Raw genomic sequence first — 15,075 nt, 5'->3', positions numbered from 1 at the left:
GCGACGCCAGGAATCGCTGCTGGCGGTTTCCTGAGTGCCGGGTATAACCGCCTAGTGCAGGCCGAAATCGACGCGCGTGGTCTTGCCCGTATCGTCGATGCCCTTGGCATCGAGCCTGGGCGCGAGCACGAACACGCGGTTGTCGTCGAGCTTGCCGCGCAGCGCGGCGCGCACCGCATCGGCGCGGCGTTCGGCAAGATGGCGCAGCGCGTCCGCGTCCACCGGCATGTTGGTTTCCAGCAGCGTGCGCATCACCTCCGGCGGCTGCGACTTGGTGAAGCCGATGGCGTCGCGCGGCTTGGGGAACTTGGCATGTTTGTAGGCCTTCTTCAGGTACTTGTCGTACTGCTTCGGCGTGAGCTTGGCGAGGTCGGCACCCTTGCCGGCTTCCTGTCGCACCAGGTCGTCCACCATCACCTTGCGCAGGCCGCTTTCGTCGAACTTCGGATCCATGCGGCCGGTGATGTCCAGCTTCAGCGAGGTCTTCTGCTGCAGGATCTTCACGATCTGCGCGAGCTTGTCCTGCGCCTTCGCGTCGAGCACGGCCGAACCGGGGGCGAATGTCACGTAGCCCAGATCCTGCTGCTTGCCGCCGCCGCCCATGGCCGAGGCGATCAGCCGGAACGGCGAGGTCACGGCGCGGCCGATCAGGTTCACGAAGGCGTGCCAGATCAGGCTGCCCACGCTGAACTTCGGATCGTCCAGCGAGCCCGACACCGGCACGTTCACGTCGATGTTGCCGTCGGCGTCCTTCAGCAGCGCCACCGCCAGCTTCACCGGCAGGTGGCTGACGCCGGGGCCCTGGATGGCATCGCCGAAGGTGAGCTGGGTGATGAAGATGTGGTTGTCGGCGTCGAGCTTGCCGTGGTCGAGCCGGTAGTGCACGTCCATCGTCAGGCGGCCCTTGGTGATCGGGTAGCCGGTGTACTTGCCCGAGTAGGGCGACAGATGGGTGAGCTCCACGCCATCGGCCTTGCCCTTCACGTCGAGCGAGGCCATCGGCGCCAGCGGGTCGATTGTGCCGGTGATGTCCACCGGCGCGTTGTCGTCGAGCTGGCCCTGCAGGTTCATCTCGGCGGGCGGGCCGCCCGCGGTGCCGAACGCGCCCACCTTGCCGGCCAACTGGGTGATGTTGGCGGTGTAGTTCGGCTTGATGAAGTTGTCCGTGTAGTTGAGATGGCCGCCGGCCAGCGTGATGCCGCCGATCCGGATGTCGGCGGCAGGCGCGGGCGCGCCGGCGACTTGCGGTTTCGGGCCCGGCGCAGCTGGCGCCTGCCGCGCCTGCGTCACCGAGACGGGCGCGGCAGCCGGGTTGGCCACCACGTCCTGCATGTTGATGCGGCCGTTCGCGTTGATGATGACGCGCGCGTAGAAATCGTCCAGCGCGAGCCCGGCCACCGAGACGTGCGGCACGTCCTCGCCCAGGCGCACGTCGAGGCCGCTGGCGTCCAGCGAGTTCCAGCGCAGGAAGTCGTCGCCGGTGAGCTTGTCCTGCACGCGCACGTTGCCGAGCGTGACGCGGCCGCGCCAGTCCACCAGCGCCTGCGGGCGATGGTCGCGATAGCGCACGCGGCCGTCCGCGCTGAGCAGGGCGCTGGAGAGCGTCACGTTGAGCGGCACGTCGACCAGCGACTGCAGCGGGGCGATGTTGAGCCGGGTGGTGCGCACGCGCAGCTCGGCGTCCAGCGGTTGCGGGCGCAGCGTGCCGTCCAGGTGCAGGCTGCCGCGGCCGATGCCGCCTTCCACCGCCAGTTTCAGCGGCTTGCGCATGTCGTCGGAGAGGCCGTCGACGTTGGCGCGCGTCAGCTTGAATTCGGTGCGGCTGCGCCGACCGGCGATGCGGGGATCGGTGAGCGCCAGCGTGCCGTCCGCGCCGACGTGGGCGATGTTCCAGTGCCAGCCGGGCGAGGGTTTGCGCGAACCATGCGACGGCGCGGACTTCACCAGGCCGGTCAGGTCGATGTTGCCGTTGCGCAGGCGGCGCGCCTCGACCTGCAGGCCGTGCAGGGTCACGTGGTCGAGTTGCGCCGTGCTGCTGGCGAGATCGAAGCGCGTGATGCCGGCTTCCAGCGATTGCCAGGCGAGCGGCGTGCGCTTGCCCTGCCGCAGGGCGAGATCGGCGATCGTCGCGGTGGTGTTTTGCAGCGTGAGGTTGAAAGCCTTGCCCCAGTCCGCCTGCAACTGGCCGTCGGCGCTCAGCGTGCCCTTGGCCAGTTCGGCGTCGAGCAGCGGCGGCGCCAGCGGCAGCAGGGGCGGCAGGCCCACGCCCTTCATGCCCAGCCTGCCGTCGTAGCGGCTGGCTGCCACGTCCAGCTTGCCGTTCATCGCAAGGCTGCCGCCATCGAGCGTGGCGGCGATGTCGAGCGCGGCGGGCGGCGCGGCGATCGTGGACAGTCCGCGCAAGCTGCCATGGATGTTTTCCAGCGCCAGCGTGGCAGGTTTGTGGCCGCTGGCATCGGTGTACTCGAAGCGGCTGCCTTGCAGGGCCAGGGTGGCGATGCTCACCTCGGTGGCGGGCGCGGCGGGCATGGCCGCTGGGGCTGGCTTCGCCGCATCGCCACCGGTCAGCGCGTCGAAGTTGCCGTGGCCGTCGGCCGTGCGGGTGTAGTGCAGGGCCAGGCCATCCAGTTGCACCGCACCGAGGCGGTAGCGCGAGAGCAGCGGCTCCACGTCGTCCAGCGCGGCGTCGGCATGCTTCATCTCGAGCAGAGGCGCGCCGTCGGGCGTGGCCAGCGCGAAGTCGTCCAACTGCAATTGGCCGCCGAGGCGCACCTGCGGGCCCGACTTCGCCTGCACGAACTGCAGGTCGAGCTTGCCGGACAGCTGGCCGCGCGGAATCGCCACCGGCAGCTTGGCCGGCACGTAGCCGAGGTAGCGCGGCAGGTCGAGGTGATCCAGCGTGAAGTCGACGTCCGATTCGCGGCTGTCCGCGAACGGCTTGGTCTGGCCGGCGATGCGCAGCGGGCTGCCGTCCACGTTCATCGCCAGCAGCGGCTGCACGAACACGTCGGTGTCGCGCGGCAGGTTGGCGATGAACGGGATGCCGAGGTCGAGGTGATCGATGCGGTGCGTGGCGTTCGACACCGCATCGGCGAACGTGACGTCGCCGTCGCTCACGTGGATGTTGGACAGCGCAAAGCGCGCCGGCTGGCCGTCCGGCTTCGGCGGCCCGCCCGCGAACTTTTCGACGAGGTCGGAGAAGTTGAACTGCTGCGGCGCGGTGCGCGCGATGTGCAGTTGCGGATGCTGCAGCGAAAGTTCGTCGAGGATCGGCGCCATGCGGAACAGCGACGTCCACGAGGCGTTGACCACGACGCGGTCGACGTCCACGAACGGCGAACGACCGTCGCGGTCGGCGATGTGCAGCTTGTCCAGCTCCAGCCGCAGGGTGAAGGGATCCAGGTGCACCGCTTGCACGCTGACCGGGCGGTCGAGCAGGGCGGTGAGTCGCGTCTGCAACTGGCTCCTGATGATCGGCGGCGCGACAAGGAAACCGAGCAGGCCGAACACGATCAGCACGATGGCGGCGATCAGCGTCGTCTTGCGCGCGCGCCGCGAGTGGTACAGCCGCTCGGCACGGTCGCGCGCCATCGCCAGACGGGAAGCTGCTGGTGGGCGGGGATCGTTCATGGTGGCGGTATCCGTTGGCGTTTCGAACCGGAGATGGATCGCCGGGGCCTCCCCTGACCGGCGCCTTGCGCCGGCCGGGAAAGTTTACGCAGATGCCGCGTCGAGGTGTCGCGACGGCGAAGCGCCGGTCAGTTCCAGGAACAGACGACCTTGCCGCACTGGCCGGCGTCCATCAGGTCGAAGCCCTTCTGGAAATCGTCGATGTGGATCTGGTGGGTGAGCACCTTCTGCAGCGGGAAGCCGGTGAGCACCATCTGGGTCATCTTGTACCAGGTCTCGTACATGCGGCGGCCGTAGATGCCCTGCAGGGTGAGGCCCTTGAAGATCACCCTGTCCCAGTCGATGCCGGCGCCCTTGGGCAGGATGCCGAGCAGGGCGACCTTGCCGCCGTGGTACATGCAGTCGAGCATGTCGTTGAAGGCGCGCGGGTTGCCGCTCATCTCCAGGCCCACGTCGAAGCCTTCCATGTGCAGATCCTTCATCACGTCCTTGAGCGAGGTGTTGGCGACGTTCACCACGCGGGTGGCGCCCATGTCGGCGGCCAGCTTCAGGCGGAAGTCGTTGACGTCGGTGACCACCACGTTGCGCGCGCCCACGTGCTTGGCGATGCCGGCGGCGATGATGCCAATGGGGCCGGCGCCGGTGATCAGCACGTCCTCGCCGATCAGGTCGAACTCCAGCGCGCAGTGCGCGGCGTTGCCGTAGGGGTCGAAGAAGGCGGCCAGCTCGGAGGGGATCTGGTCGGGGATCGGCCACAGGTTGGAGGCCGGCATGGTCATGTACTCGGCGAAGGCGCCGTTGCGGTTCACGCCGATGCCGATGGTGTTCGGGCACAGGTGCTGGCGGCCGGCGCGGCAGTTGCGGCAATGGCCGCAGACGATGTGGCCTTCGGCGGAGACGCGGTCGCCCACCTTGTAGCCGGTGACGCCGGGGCCGATTTCCACGATGCGGCCGACGAACTCGTGGCCGATGGTGAGACCCGGCTTGATCGTGCGCTGGCTCCACTCGTCCCACTTGTAGATGTGCAGGTCGGTGCCGCAGATCGCGGTCTTCTCCAGCTTGATCAGCACCTCGTTCGGGCCGACCTCGGGCACCGGCACCTCTTCCATCCAGATGCCTTTCTCGGCGTGGCGCTTCACCAGGGCTTTCATCGTCTGCGGCATGGGGGAATCCAGTGGCTGGCCCGGATGGGCGGGAAAGGCCGCGATTATAAATCCACGCCCCGGCGTCCCGCAGGCGAGGCGGGGTTCTATCCACAGCGGATGTGGATACGCACGGGACAAGCATGTGGACAACTCCGGTTCGCGCCGTCGCAACAGGCACTTGCCACGCGTTGGCGAAGTTTTGCGCAGGCGCGTTCGGCTACGCTTGCGGCTTCGTTGCCGCATCGACCCGCATGAGCCTCGACGCACGCCCCCTCGCGATCTTCCTGATGGGCCCCACGGCTTCGGGCAAGACCGCGCTTGCCTGCGAACTGGCGGATCGCTTTCCGCTGGGCCTGGTCAGCGTGGATTCGGCGCTGGTGTACCGCGGCCTCGACATCGGCGCGGCCAAGCCGGACGCGGCCACGTTGGCGCGCTGGCCGCATGCGCTGGTCGACATACGCGACCCGGCGCAGCCGTACTCGGCGGCGGAGTTCCGTGCCGATGCGCTGGCGGCGATGCGCGACATCGCGGCGCGGGGCAGGGTGCCGTTGCTGGTGGGCGGCACTGGCCTGTATTTCCGGGCCCTGCAGCGCGGGTTGTCCGAGCTGCCGGAGGCCGATCCGGAAGTCCGCGCGCAGTTGGCGGATGAAGCCGTGCGCATCGGCTGGCCGGCCATGCACGCGCGGCTGGCGCGGCTCGATCCTGCCGCTGCGGCGCGCATCGGCCCGAACGACGCCCAGCGCCTGCAGCGCGCGCTGGAGGTGATCGGGCTCAGCGGCAGGCCGTTGTCCGAACTGCAGCGTGGCGGCCATGGCGAGGCATTCCCGTGGCGCGTGCTCAAGCTGGCGCTGTTGCCGGCGGATCGGCAAGCGCTGCATGCGCGCATCGCGCGACGCTTCGATGCGATGCTGGAGGAAGGCTTCCTCGGCGAAGTGCGTGCGCTGCGCGAGCGCGGCGACCTGCATGCCGACCTGCCGGCGATCCGCGCGGTGGGCTACCGGCAGGGCTGGGAATACCTGGACGGCCAGGGCGACGCAGCCGCTTTCCGCGATCGCGCGATCTTCGCCACCCGCCAGTTGGCCAAGCGGCAGATCACCTGGCTGCGCGCCGAGCTGGATGCGCGCGTGTTCGATCCGGAGCGTGCGCCGCCACTGGCGCGGGCGGTCGACGCCGTGCGGCTGTTTCTCGGGGCGGCGCCCTGAAACGGGCGCAACTTCGTGCGCTGCCGCCCGAAAAACCGCTTCCTTCAACACCTTGAACCCGGTTACCATCGCTGCCGTTGGGCCGGGGCGCCGCTGGCGTTTTTTCCCCGGCCTGTTCGTCGCATCAGGGGAGAACAAGAAATGTCCAAGGGGCAATCGCTGCAGGATCCTTTCCTCAACGCCTTGCGCCGCGAGCGCGTGCCGGTGGCCATCTACCTGGTGAACGGCATCAAGCTGCAGGGCACGGTCGAGTCGTTCGACCAGTTCGTGGTGCTGCTGCGCAACCAGGTCAGCCAGATGGTGTACAAGCACGCCATCTCCACCGTGGTGCCCAGCCGCAACGTGCGCATCGGCACCGGCCACGACGGCCACGAGGCGCATGTCGACGCCGCTCCAGCGGCCGACGCCGCGGATGCTTGATTGACGGCCGGTCGGCCCATATGAAGGCGGAACCGTTCCGCGCAAAGGCCGCCATCCCACGTGTTTGACCGTCAGAAGAAAGGCGAACGCGCCGTACTCGTGCTGCCGCACGCGCGCGGCAGCGGCGACGCCGAACGCCGCGCGGCCGAGTTCGCCGAGCTGGCCAAGTCCGCCGGTGCCGAGGTGCTGGGCAGCGTTTCCGCGCGCGTCGAGGCGCCCAATCCGCGCTTCTACATCGGCAGCGGCAAGGCCGACGAAGTGGCCGAGATGGTGCGCGCGCTGGGCGCCGACCTGGTGCTGGTCGACCACCTGCTCAGCCCGGTGCAGGAGCGCAACCTCGAAAAGCACTTGAGTGCGCGCGTGGTGGATCGCGCCGGCCTGATCCTGGACATCTTCGCCCAGCGCGCCCGCTCGCACGAAGGCAAGCTGGAAGTGGAGCTGGCACAGCTCAAGCACGTCGCCACCCGGCTGGTGCGCGGCTGGACCCACCTGGACGCCCAGCGCGGCGGCGCCATCGGCAACCGCGGCCCCGGCGAGACCCAGCTGGAAACCGACCGCCGCCTGCTCGCCGAACGGGTGAAGCAGCTCACCAAGCGCCTGGAAAAGGTGCAGACCCAGCGCGGCCAGCAGCGCCGCGCGCGCCTGCGCAACACGGTGCCGCGGGTGGCGCTGGTGGGCTACACCAACGCCGGCAAGTCCACCCTGTTCAACACGCTCACCGCCGGCGGCGTGTATGCCGCCGACCAGTTGTTCGCCACGCTCGACCCCACCGTGCGCCGGCTCGACGACCTCGCCTGCGGCCCGGCGGTGATCGCCGACACGGTGGGCTTCATCCGCGAACTGCCGCACGACCTGGTTGCCGCCTTCCGCGGCACGCTGGCCGAGGCGCGCGACGCCGACCTGCTGCTGCACGTCAGCGACGCCGCCGACGAGGAACGCGAGCCGCTGCGCCGCGTGGTCGACCAGGTGCTGGAGGAGATCGGCGCGGGCGACGTGCCGCAGTTGCGGGTGTTCAACAAAATAGATCTGGTTGGGGGCGACGGTACCAGTGCCGGCATCCATGCCGGCGAGAGTCAAGAAGCCGCCATCCATGGCGGCACTTTGGAAGCTGGTGCCGGCGTCCTTGCAGGCGAAAATCAAGAAGCAGCCATCCTTGGCTGCACTCCGAAAGAAAGCTCTGCTCTGGCTGCGACGATGCAGCCGCGCATCGACCGCGACGCCGAGGGCCGACCGCAGGCGGTGTGGCTGTCCGCCGCCACCGGGGCGGGCATCGAGCTGCTGCGCGAGGCGCTGGGCGAGCTGCTCGGCGGCGAGCGCGTGCAGTCCGAGCTGTGCCTGCCGCTGACGGCGGGCCGGCTGCATGCGCGGCTCAAGGCCGCCGGCGCCATCGCCGGCGAGCAGGTGGACGAGCACGGCTGGCGCCTGCGCATCGACGCGCCGCGCAGCGTGATCGCGCCGCTCAACGGCGGCAGCGCGTCGGAAAACGAATTGCTGCGCGGCCTGCTGGCCGACGCACCATCGTGATCTTGTCCGCGTCTGCTAGAATGCAGGCGTTTGTGCGGCCTGAAAACCAGCCGCCACATCGACATGCAGCCCCGTCACGCCACATGCGATTTCCGTTCAACCCGATGCGTTCCGGCGCGGTTTGCCGACCTTCCCAGCGACGAGACTGACAATGGCCTGGAATGAACCCGGCGGCGGGCAACGCGACCCCTGGAACCGGCAGCGCCCGAGCAGCGGCGATTTCTCGCCGAACCAGTGGCTGAAGAACCTCAGTCGGCATTTCGGCCGGCTGGGCCGCGGCCCAGGCGGCATCCTCGTCGCGGTCGTCGTGATCGTCGCGGTATTCCTGCTGATGAGCAGCTACACCATCATCGACGCGCGCCAGGTAGGCGTGGTGCTGCGCTTCGGCGAATACTCGCGCACCTTGCCGCCGGGCTTCCACTTCAAGCTGCCCAGCCCGGTCGAGGTGGTGGACAAGGTCGAAGCCACGCGCATCCGTTCGGTCAACGACCGCGTGTCCATGCTCACCCGCGACGAGAACATCATCGCCATCGACTTCACCGTGCAGTACCAGGTGGACGACGCGCGCAAATACCTGTTCTCGGTGAGCGATCCCGACGGCAGCGTGAGCGCGGCGGCCGAGGCGGCGGTGCGCTCGGTGGTCGGCTCCAGCGACATGGATCAGATCCTTTCCGCCTCCGGCGCGAACCTGGTGACCGAGGCGCAGCAGGCGCTGCAGAAGACGCTGGACGCCTACGACAGCGGCCTGCGCGTCACCGAGGTGAGCTTCCAGAACGTGGCGCCGCCGGCCGAGGTGAAGGACGCCTTCGACGACGTGAACAACGCGCGCGAAGACAAGCAGAGCATCGAGAACAACGCGCTGGGCTACGCCAACAAGGTGGTGCCGGTGGCGCGCGGCGACGCGGCGCGCATCGCCGCCGAGGCCGCGGGCTACAAGGCCGAGCGTATTGCGCACGCGCAGGGCGACGCCGCGCGCTTCGGCCTGCTGCTGAAGGAATACAAGGCCGCGCCCGCGGTGACCCGCAAGCGCCTGTGGCTGGAGACGATGGAACAGGTGATGGCCGACAACCCCAAGGTGATCGACGGCTCCGGCGGACGCAACATCATCAATCTGCCGGCTGGCTATCATGCGCGCGCCGCGGCCACCGACGGCGGCAAGGCTGCCGCGGCCACCGCGCCGGCGACGGCGGCCCCGAACGGCGATGCGGCCGCGGACAAGGGAGCCCAGCCATGAAGCGCGTCGTAGCGGTTCTCGTCGTGCTGCTGCTGGCGCTGCTCGGCCTCAACAGCGCGTTCGTGGTGAGCGAAGGGCAGAGCGCCCTGCTGCTGCAGTTCGGCCGCATCGTGCGCGCCGACTACACGCCCGGCCTGCACCTCAAGCTGCCGGTGATCCAGCAGGTGCTGCATTTCGACAAGCGCATCCTCTCGCTGGACGCGCCGCCGGAGCGCTACTTCACCTCCGAGAAGAAGAGCGTCAACGTCGACTTCTACGTGAAGTGGCGCATCGCCGACAACGCGGCCTACTACCGCGCCACCGGTGGCGACCAGCTGCAGGCGGAGCAGCGGCTGCTGCCCATCGTCAAGGACGCGCTGCGCTTCGAGTTCAACGCGCGCACGCTGCAGGAGCTGATCTCCGGCGGCCGCAAGGACATCACCGAACGCGTGCGCCAGCAGACCGATGCCTCGGCGCGCAGGAACCTCGGCATAGCCGTGGTGGACGTGCGCATCAAGCGCATCGACCTGCCGGACGAGGTGAGCGAGTCGGTGTACAAGCGCATGCGCGCCGAGCGCCTGCAACTGGCCAACGAGCTGCGTTACACCGGCCAGGAGGCCGCAGAGAAGATCAAGGCCGACGCCGACCGCCAGGGCCAGGTGCTGCGCGCCGACGCCGAGCGCGACGCCGCCAAGGTGCGCGGCGAGGGCGACGCCGAGGCGGCGGCGATCTATGCGCAGGCCTACGGCCAGGATCCCGAATTCTTCGCGTTCTACCGCAGCCTCGCCGCGTACCGCAAATCCTTCGAGAGCGGCAACGGCGTGCTGATCCTGAAGCCCGATTCCGAATTCCTGCATTACTTCGGCAACCCCGACGCGGCGAAGCACTGACGCGATCGCGGCAGCCGGCGAACCATTTCAACATTCCAGCGAGAACATCATGGGCAAGTCAGTCGTCATCCTCGGGGCCCAATGGGGCGACGAAGGCAAAGGCAAGATCGTCGACCTGCTGACCGAACGGGTCGGTGCGGTCGCGCGTTTCCAGGGCGGCCACAACGCCGGCCACACGCTGGTCATCAAGGGCCAGAAGACCGTGCTGCACCTGATCCCTTCGGGCATCCTGCGCGACGACGCGCTGTGCCTGATCGGCAACGGCGTGGTGCTGTCGCCGGCCGCGCTCAAGCAGGAGATCGAGGAGCTGGAGGCGCAGGGCGTGGAAGTGCGTTCGCGCCTGAAGATCAGCCCCGCGACCCCGCTGATCATGCCGTACCACATCGCCGTCGATAAGGCGCGCGAGATCGCCGCCGGCAAGAGCGCCATTGGCACCACCGGCCGCGGCATCGGCCCGGCGTACGAAGACAAGGTCGCCCGCCGCAGCGTGCGCGTGGCCGACCTGATGTACCCGCACGAGCTGCCGGAGAAGATCAAGGCGGCGGTGGAGTACCACAACTTCATCCTCACCCAGTGGCTGAAGGCCGAGCCGGTGGACTACGACACCGTGCTGCAGGATGCGCTGGCCTACGGCGAATTCATCCGCCCGATGGTGGACGACGTCGCCACCATCCTGCACGACGTGCGCAAGGAAGGCGGCCACATCCTGTACGAAGGCGCGCAGGGCGCGTTGCTCGACATCGACCACGGCACCTACCCCTACGTCACATCAAGCAACACCACGGTGGGCGGCGCGCTGGCCGGCACCGGCGTGGGCGCGCATGACATCGACTACGTGCTGGGCATCTGCAAGGCCTACGCCACGCGCGTGGGCGGCGGCCCGTTCCCCACCGAGCTGCACGACGAGATGGGCGAGCGCCTGCGCAAGGTCGGCAACGAGTTCGGCGCCAGCACCGGTCGCCCGCGCCGCTGCGGCTGGATCGACCTCGTCGCGCTGAAGCGCGCGGTGCAGATCAACGGCATCAACGGCCTGGCCATCACCAAGCTCGACGTGCTCGACGGCCTGCCCAGCATCAAGGTCTGCATCGCCTACGAATACCGTGGCAAGCGCCGCGAACTCGCGCCGCTGGATGCGGACGGCTGGGACGAGTGCAAGCCGGTGTACCTGGAGTTCCCCGGCTGGGAAGAGTCCACCGCCGGCATCCGCGAGTGGGACAAGCTGCCGCCTGCCGCCCGCGCCTACCTGCGCGCGGTGGAGGAACTCTCCGGCTGCAAGCTCTCCATCGTCGCCACCGGCGCCGACCGCGACGACACCATCGTGCTGGACGATCCGTTCGCCTGATCGCTCCGCCTGTCCAAGCCGTACAACGAAAGAAGGCCCCGCATGCGGGGCCTTTTTCGTTTCGCGCGATGCCGTCCAGCATCGTGGCAAGGGGAATCAATGCCCCTGCGCGCTCGCGTCCGCGCTGCCGCCGGCCTGCGCCGAAGCGGAGATGCCGTGGCCGGCCTGGCCGCTGGCGCCGGCCTGGCCACTGGCCGAACCGCTCGCATTCGAGCCGGTGCTCGTGTTGCCGCTGGCGTTGCCCGAACCCGAGGCGCCGATGGACGTGCTGCCGTTGGTGGCGCTGGTGACCGAGCCAAGCGCGTTGCCTGCGTTGCTCGTAGTGGACGCGGCCGCATTCTCCAGCTTGCCGGCAGCCTGCGAACCCAGCGAACGTGCCGTGGACGTCCCGTCGGCGGCGACCTGCCGGGTCTTGCTGGCGCCGGTTCGGGCAATGTTCCCGGCGTCCGTGCGGGCGTCCTCAGCCGCATTCCGCGTGCGGTTCACTGCATTGGTGGCTCCGTGTTTGGCCGTCGAAATGGCTGAACGCGCCTGGTCGGCCGCAGTGCTCGCGGCGTCGCTCGCGCCGGAACCATCGAGGCTGCCGGAGCCGGACGCGCCCGCCCCGGCGGTGCCGCCCAGCGCGGCCTGACCGGCCACCTCGCCGGCAGCGCCGGCGAGGTGGCCGGTTCCGGTGGCGCTCGCCTGGCCGCTCGCACGCTTGGCGGTCTGCATTGCCGTCGTGCCGGTCGAGGTGGCGCGTTGGCGCAGGCGTTCGGCGCGCTGTTCGGCCATGCGCGAATCGATGTCGGGCATGCCGAGGTTGCCCATGCCTTGCATGGAGCCGCCAGCGTGGCCGTTCAACTGGCCCATCGTCGCGTGGAGTTGGCCGGCCGCACCGCCCACCAGACCACCGCCCAGGTGCTGCGCATATGCGCTGGTCACCGAGGCCAGCGCGAGCGCGCCGCTGCACAAGGCGATGCCGAGGGTCTTGTTGTTGAGGATTGTGTTGCGCATGTCGGAACCTCCTGCCGGCGGGGAATCCGCGGCTTCCGGGATCCACTACGCGTGCGGCTGGAGCATCCTTCCATCGCAGCCGGCCACGGTTGCTTGCGATTCAGTTTCAGGGCGACAGCAGGCCATGGCCGCAGCGTTGTCCCTGGCTTGCGGAAGGTGGCGACTGAACTTCGCCGATCAGGCCCTGCAATGCCTGGGCCGCGGCCCCGGGACGGGGAGCATCCAGCATCCTGGCCGCCTTGCGCGCCACGATGGGCGCCGCGAACGAGGTGCCGCGCAGCATGTCGCGACCGCTGCCGACCACGCCCAGCGCGCAGAAGGCCACCTGCTTGCCGCTGGCGGATTCGGGCAGCACGCGGCCGCGCGCATCGACGGCGCCGACGCCGATCACGCCGGGATAGGACGCCGGAAACAACGGCGGTGCCGCAGGCCCGTCGTTGCCCGCCGCGCCGACCAGCACGTGTCCGCGCGCGATCATTGCCTGCACCGCGCGGGCGAGCACTGGATTGTCGGGGCCGACCAGGCTGATGTTGATCACCGCCACGTGCTCGCGATCCATCCACGCGAGTGCATCCACCAATCCGGAGGTGGCGCCGCCGACCTCGTCGCCGCACCACAGGTCGGCGGCATACAAGATGTCCGCATCGCCGGCGACCAGGCGCGCGGCGACCGCCGTGCCGTGCCGCGAGGCGGTCGTCGCGCTGCAGCCGTGCCCTTCGATGCGTGCGTGCGCCAATGCGGGATCGCCCGGATCGACGCCGCCGTCGACCATGCCCACGTTGCGCGCCGCCACGGCGGACATGGGCGCGGGCGAGCTGGCGGCGGCCGCCGCGCCGGTATCGCCCGCAGGAAGGTAGAGGTGCTGATAGGTGAACGTGGCATCCGGCGCGGCCTGCTGCAGGACGCGCATGGCTTTCCGCGTGCTGCGCCCGCGGGTGTCGTGCAGCACCGTGAAGTCCAGCCCCAGTGTCGCATCTGCCGCGGTCTGCCTGTGCGCGGTGAAGCCTTGCGCCTGCACGGCGTCGAGTCGGACATCCGACAGGCCCATGGCGAGAAATTCCCCGCGCAGGATCGGTGCGCCGCTGGGATCGACGGTGACGCGCCGCGGCTCCCTGCGCAGCAGCGCATCGACCTGCACCTTCAGGCCGAGCGCCAGCGGCCGGTGCAGCAGGTCGTCGACTTGCTGCAGATCCGCGCCGGGCACCACGCCGGACAGCGGTGTGGACGGAAGCGGCAGGTTCGGCAATCCCCGTTGCACCGGGCCAAGCACCTGCGCCTGCGCGGGAGCGCCGCCAACCAGCGCGAGCACGATGGCCAGCACCGGAACGGACAGCATGGAAGCGCGACGCAACGGCATCTCCGGGCATCTCGGGAGCGACGGAGCCGGATGCTAGCATTGCCGCGCTTTATGTCCCCGAACCGCGCTGGTGCGCGCGAGGGAAGGAATCCGTCCCGCCAGGCGTAGTGGAGGGTGATGCGTGCAGACGAGCGATGCCGTGCGCGAAGGGCTGGTGGCGCTGCTGCCGCGACTGCGACGGCTGGCGCGGGCGCTGGCGGGACAGGCGGCCGATGCCGACGACCTGGTGCAGGTGGTGCTGGAACGCGCGCTGGCCCGTTCCGCGCAGTGGCGGCCGGACGCCGCGCTGGATAAGTGGGTGTTCGCGATCGCGCGCAACGCCTGGCGGGACGAGCTGCGCGCACGCGGTCGGGCGCAGCACCTGTTCGCGCCGGAAGAAGCCGGCGATACGGTGGCCGACGGCAGCGATGTGCGGCACGCGCGGCAGATGGAGGTGGCGGAGGCGCTTGCGCTGCTGCCGCCCGACCATCGCGAAGTGGTGGCGCTGGTGCTGGTCGAGGGCCTGTCCTACGACGAGGCCGCCGCCTTGCTGGAGGTGCCGGTGGGAACCGTGACCAGCCGTCTCGCACGCGCCCGCACTGCCTTGCAGGCCCATCTTGGGAACGACGCATGAACCCGATCGACGACGATACCTTGCAGGCCTACGTGGACGGCGAACTCGACGTGGCGTCCCGCGCGCGCATCGACGCCGTGTTGGCGCAGGACGAAGCGCTGGCCCGTCGCGTGCGGCAGATGCAGGCGCTGAACGCGCAACTGCGGGCCGCGTTCGATCCGGTGCTGGACGAGCCGGTGCCCGCGCGTCTGTCCGCCCTGCTGCAGCCGCGTCTGCCGCTCACGGTGCTGGAAGGCGGACGCGCGGATGCCGTCCGCCCTCGCGCGCCCAGCCGCTGGCTGGTGCCGGGCGCGGCGCTGGCGGCATCGGTGGCGCTGCTTGCCGTGGGCCTGTGGTGGCATGCCGGCAACGAGCTGGTACGCATGAGGAATGGTGAACCTTACGCAGCCGGCGTGCTCGGCCGCGCGCTCGACCAGTCGCTGGCGAGCGAGCCGGATGCGCAGGCTCCGGTCGCGATCGGCCTGAGCTTCCGCGCGGCCGACGGACAGATCTGCCGCACCTTCACCGTGCGCACGCCGCCGGCACGCGCCGGACTGGCTTGCCGCTCCGCGGCAGGCTGGGCCTTGCCCGTGCTGGGCCCCTCGGCTCCATCCGAAGGCGGTGATCTGCGCCAGGCGGCAAGCGATCTGCCGCCCGCGGTGCAGGCTGCGGTCGACGCCCGCCTGCGCGGCGAGGTCTTCGACGCGCAGCAGGAGCGCGCGGCGCGCGCGGCAGGCTGGCGTTGAGGCTGGTTGCCGAAGCCA

The 15,075-nt window shown here is 69.6% G+C and carries 12 protein-coding genes; 8 read left to right on the top strand and 4 right to left on the bottom strand.

All coding sequences use genetic code 11. The features are described 5' to 3' along the window. Window positions 1-51: 51 nt before the first annotated feature. Both ACZ5Z2_RS10685 and tdh read right to left on the bottom strand, forming a co-directional pair. A complete protein-coding gene (locus tag ACZ5Z2_RS10685; RefSeq protein ID WP_464758549.1) occupies window positions 52-3,630 on the bottom strand; it encodes a DUF748 domain-containing protein in 3,579 nt (1,192 codons plus the stop codon). 128 nt (window positions 3,631-3,758) lie between these two features. Next, window positions 3,759-4,793 (bottom strand): L-threonine 3-dehydrogenase, encoded by a 1,035-nt coding sequence (gene tdh / locus ACZ5Z2_RS10680; protein WP_464758548.1) that lies wholly within the window; start codon window positions 4,791-4,793, stop codon window positions 3,759-3,761. Window positions 4,794-5,026: 233 nt separating this feature from the next. On the opposite strand from tdh, the gene miaA reads away from it, so the two are divergent. The 6 genes from miaA (at window position 5,027) to ACZ5Z2_RS10650 (ending at window position 11,366) form a co-directional block, all read left to right on the top strand. After that, on the top strand, window positions 5,027-5,977 hold the full coding sequence (gene miaA / locus ACZ5Z2_RS10675; RefSeq protein WP_464758547.1) for a tRNA (adenosine(37)-N6)-dimethylallyltransferase MiaA: 951 nt from the start codon (window positions 5,027-5,029) through the stop codon (window positions 5,975-5,977). A gap of 141 nt (window positions 5,978-6,118) precedes the next feature. Further along, complete coding sequence (gene hfq, locus ACZ5Z2_RS10670) at window positions 6,119-6,397, top strand: RNA chaperone Hfq (protein WP_464758545.1); 279 nt, start codon at window positions 6,119-6,121, stop codon at window positions 6,395-6,397. Between the two features lie 60 nt (window positions 6,398-6,457). Beyond that, the gene (gene hflX, locus ACZ5Z2_RS10665) at window positions 6,458-7,921 is read left to right on the top strand and encodes a ribosome rescue GTPase HflX (protein ID WP_464758544.1); all 1,464 of its coding nucleotides are present in this window, start codon (window positions 6,458-6,460) and stop codon (window positions 7,919-7,921) included. A 151-nt stretch (window positions 7,922-8,072) separates the two neighbouring features. Beyond that, window positions 8,073-9,155 carry an FtsH protease activity modulator HflK gene (gene hflK / locus ACZ5Z2_RS10660; RefSeq protein ID WP_464758543.1) on the top strand — a complete coding sequence of 361 codons (1,083 nt, stop codon included), beginning with the start codon at window positions 8,073-8,075 and terminating at the stop codon, window positions 9,153-9,155. After that, window positions 9,152-10,024: a protease modulator HflC gene (gene hflC / locus ACZ5Z2_RS10655; protein ID WP_464758542.1), complete on the top strand. Its 873-nt coding sequence runs from the start codon at window positions 9,152-9,154 to the stop codon at window positions 10,022-10,024. The genes hflK and hflC overlap by 4 nt, the downstream gene beginning before the upstream one ends. Before the next feature lie 49 nt (window positions 10,025-10,073). Next, window positions 10,074-11,366, top strand: coding sequence for an adenylosuccinate synthase (locus tag ACZ5Z2_RS10650; RefSeq protein WP_464758541.1), 1,293 nt, complete (start codon window positions 10,074-10,076; stop codon window positions 11,364-11,366). Window positions 11,367-11,462: 96 nt separating this feature from the next. Here ACZ5Z2_RS10650 and ACZ5Z2_RS10645 read toward each other — a convergent pair whose 3' ends face one another. Beyond that, a complete protein-coding gene (locus tag ACZ5Z2_RS10645) occupies window positions 11,463-12,362 on the bottom strand; it encodes a hypothetical protein (RefSeq protein ID WP_464758540.1) in 900 nt (299 codons plus the stop codon). 106 nt (window positions 12,363-12,468) lie between these two features. Next, the gene (locus ACZ5Z2_RS10640; protein WP_464758539.1) at window positions 12,469-13,698 is read right to left on the bottom strand and encodes a S8 family serine peptidase; all 1,230 of its coding nucleotides are present in this window, start codon (window positions 13,696-13,698) and stop codon (window positions 12,469-12,471) included. Window positions 13,699-13,840: 142 nt separating this feature from the next. Between ACZ5Z2_RS10640 and ACZ5Z2_RS10635 the strand changes: the two genes are divergently transcribed. Together ACZ5Z2_RS10635 and ACZ5Z2_RS10630 are read left to right on the top strand one after the other, a co-directional pair. Then, complete coding sequence (locus ACZ5Z2_RS10635; RefSeq protein ID WP_464758538.1) at window positions 13,841-14,332, top strand: RNA polymerase sigma factor; 492 nt, start codon at window positions 13,841-13,843, stop codon at window positions 14,330-14,332. Then, window positions 14,329-15,057: an anti-sigma factor family protein gene (locus ACZ5Z2_RS10630; protein ID WP_464758536.1), complete on the top strand. Its 729-nt coding sequence runs from the start codon at window positions 14,329-14,331 to the stop codon at window positions 15,055-15,057. Before ACZ5Z2_RS10635 ends, ACZ5Z2_RS10630 begins: the two co-directional genes overlap by 4 nt. Window positions 15,058-15,075 lie beyond the last annotated feature (18 nt).

The sequence above is a fragment of the Rhodanobacter sp. G1 genome (genome assembly GCF_055397855.1).
The sequence above is the reverse complement of the archived record's forward strand: the minus strand, read 5'-3'. Positions and strand labels throughout refer to the sequence as shown.

Excerpts from the sequence above, each read along its gene's own strand:
- ACZ5Z2_RS10685 (WP_464758549.1), bottom strand. The coding sequence starts at position 3,630 with ATGAACGATCCCCGCCCACCAGCAGCTTCCCGTCTGGCGATGGCGCGC.
- tdh (WP_464758548.1), bottom strand. The coding sequence starts at position 4,793 with ATGCCGCAGACGATGAAAGCCCTGGTGAAGCGCCACGCCGAGAAAGGC.
- miaA (WP_464758547.1), top strand. The coding sequence starts at position 5,027 with ATGAGCCTCGACGCACGCCCCCTCGCGATCTTCCTGATGGGCCCCACG.
- hfq (WP_464758545.1), top strand. The coding sequence starts at position 6,119 with ATGTCCAAGGGGCAATCGCTGCAGGATCCTTTCCTCAACGCCTTGCGC.
- hflK (WP_464758543.1), top strand. The coding sequence starts at position 8,073 with ATGGCCTGGAATGAACCCGGCGGCGGGCAACGCGACCCCTGGAACCGG.
- hflC (WP_464758542.1), top strand. The coding sequence starts at position 9,152 with ATGAAGCGCGTCGTAGCGGTTCTCGTCGTGCTGCTGCTGGCGCTGCTC.
- ACZ5Z2_RS10650 (WP_464758541.1), top strand. The coding sequence starts at position 10,074 with ATGGGCAAGTCAGTCGTCATCCTCGGGGCCCAATGGGGCGACGAAGGC.
- ACZ5Z2_RS10645 (WP_464758540.1), bottom strand. The coding sequence starts at position 12,362 with ATGCGCAACACAATCCTCAACAACAAGACCCTCGGCATCGCCTTGTGC.
- ACZ5Z2_RS10640 (WP_464758539.1), bottom strand. The coding sequence starts at position 13,698 with ATGCTGTCCGTTCCGGTGCTGGCCATCGTGCTCGCGCTGGTTGGCGGC.
- ACZ5Z2_RS10630 (WP_464758536.1), top strand. The coding sequence starts at position 14,329 with ATGAACCCGATCGACGACGATACCTTGCAGGCCTACGTGGACGGCGAA.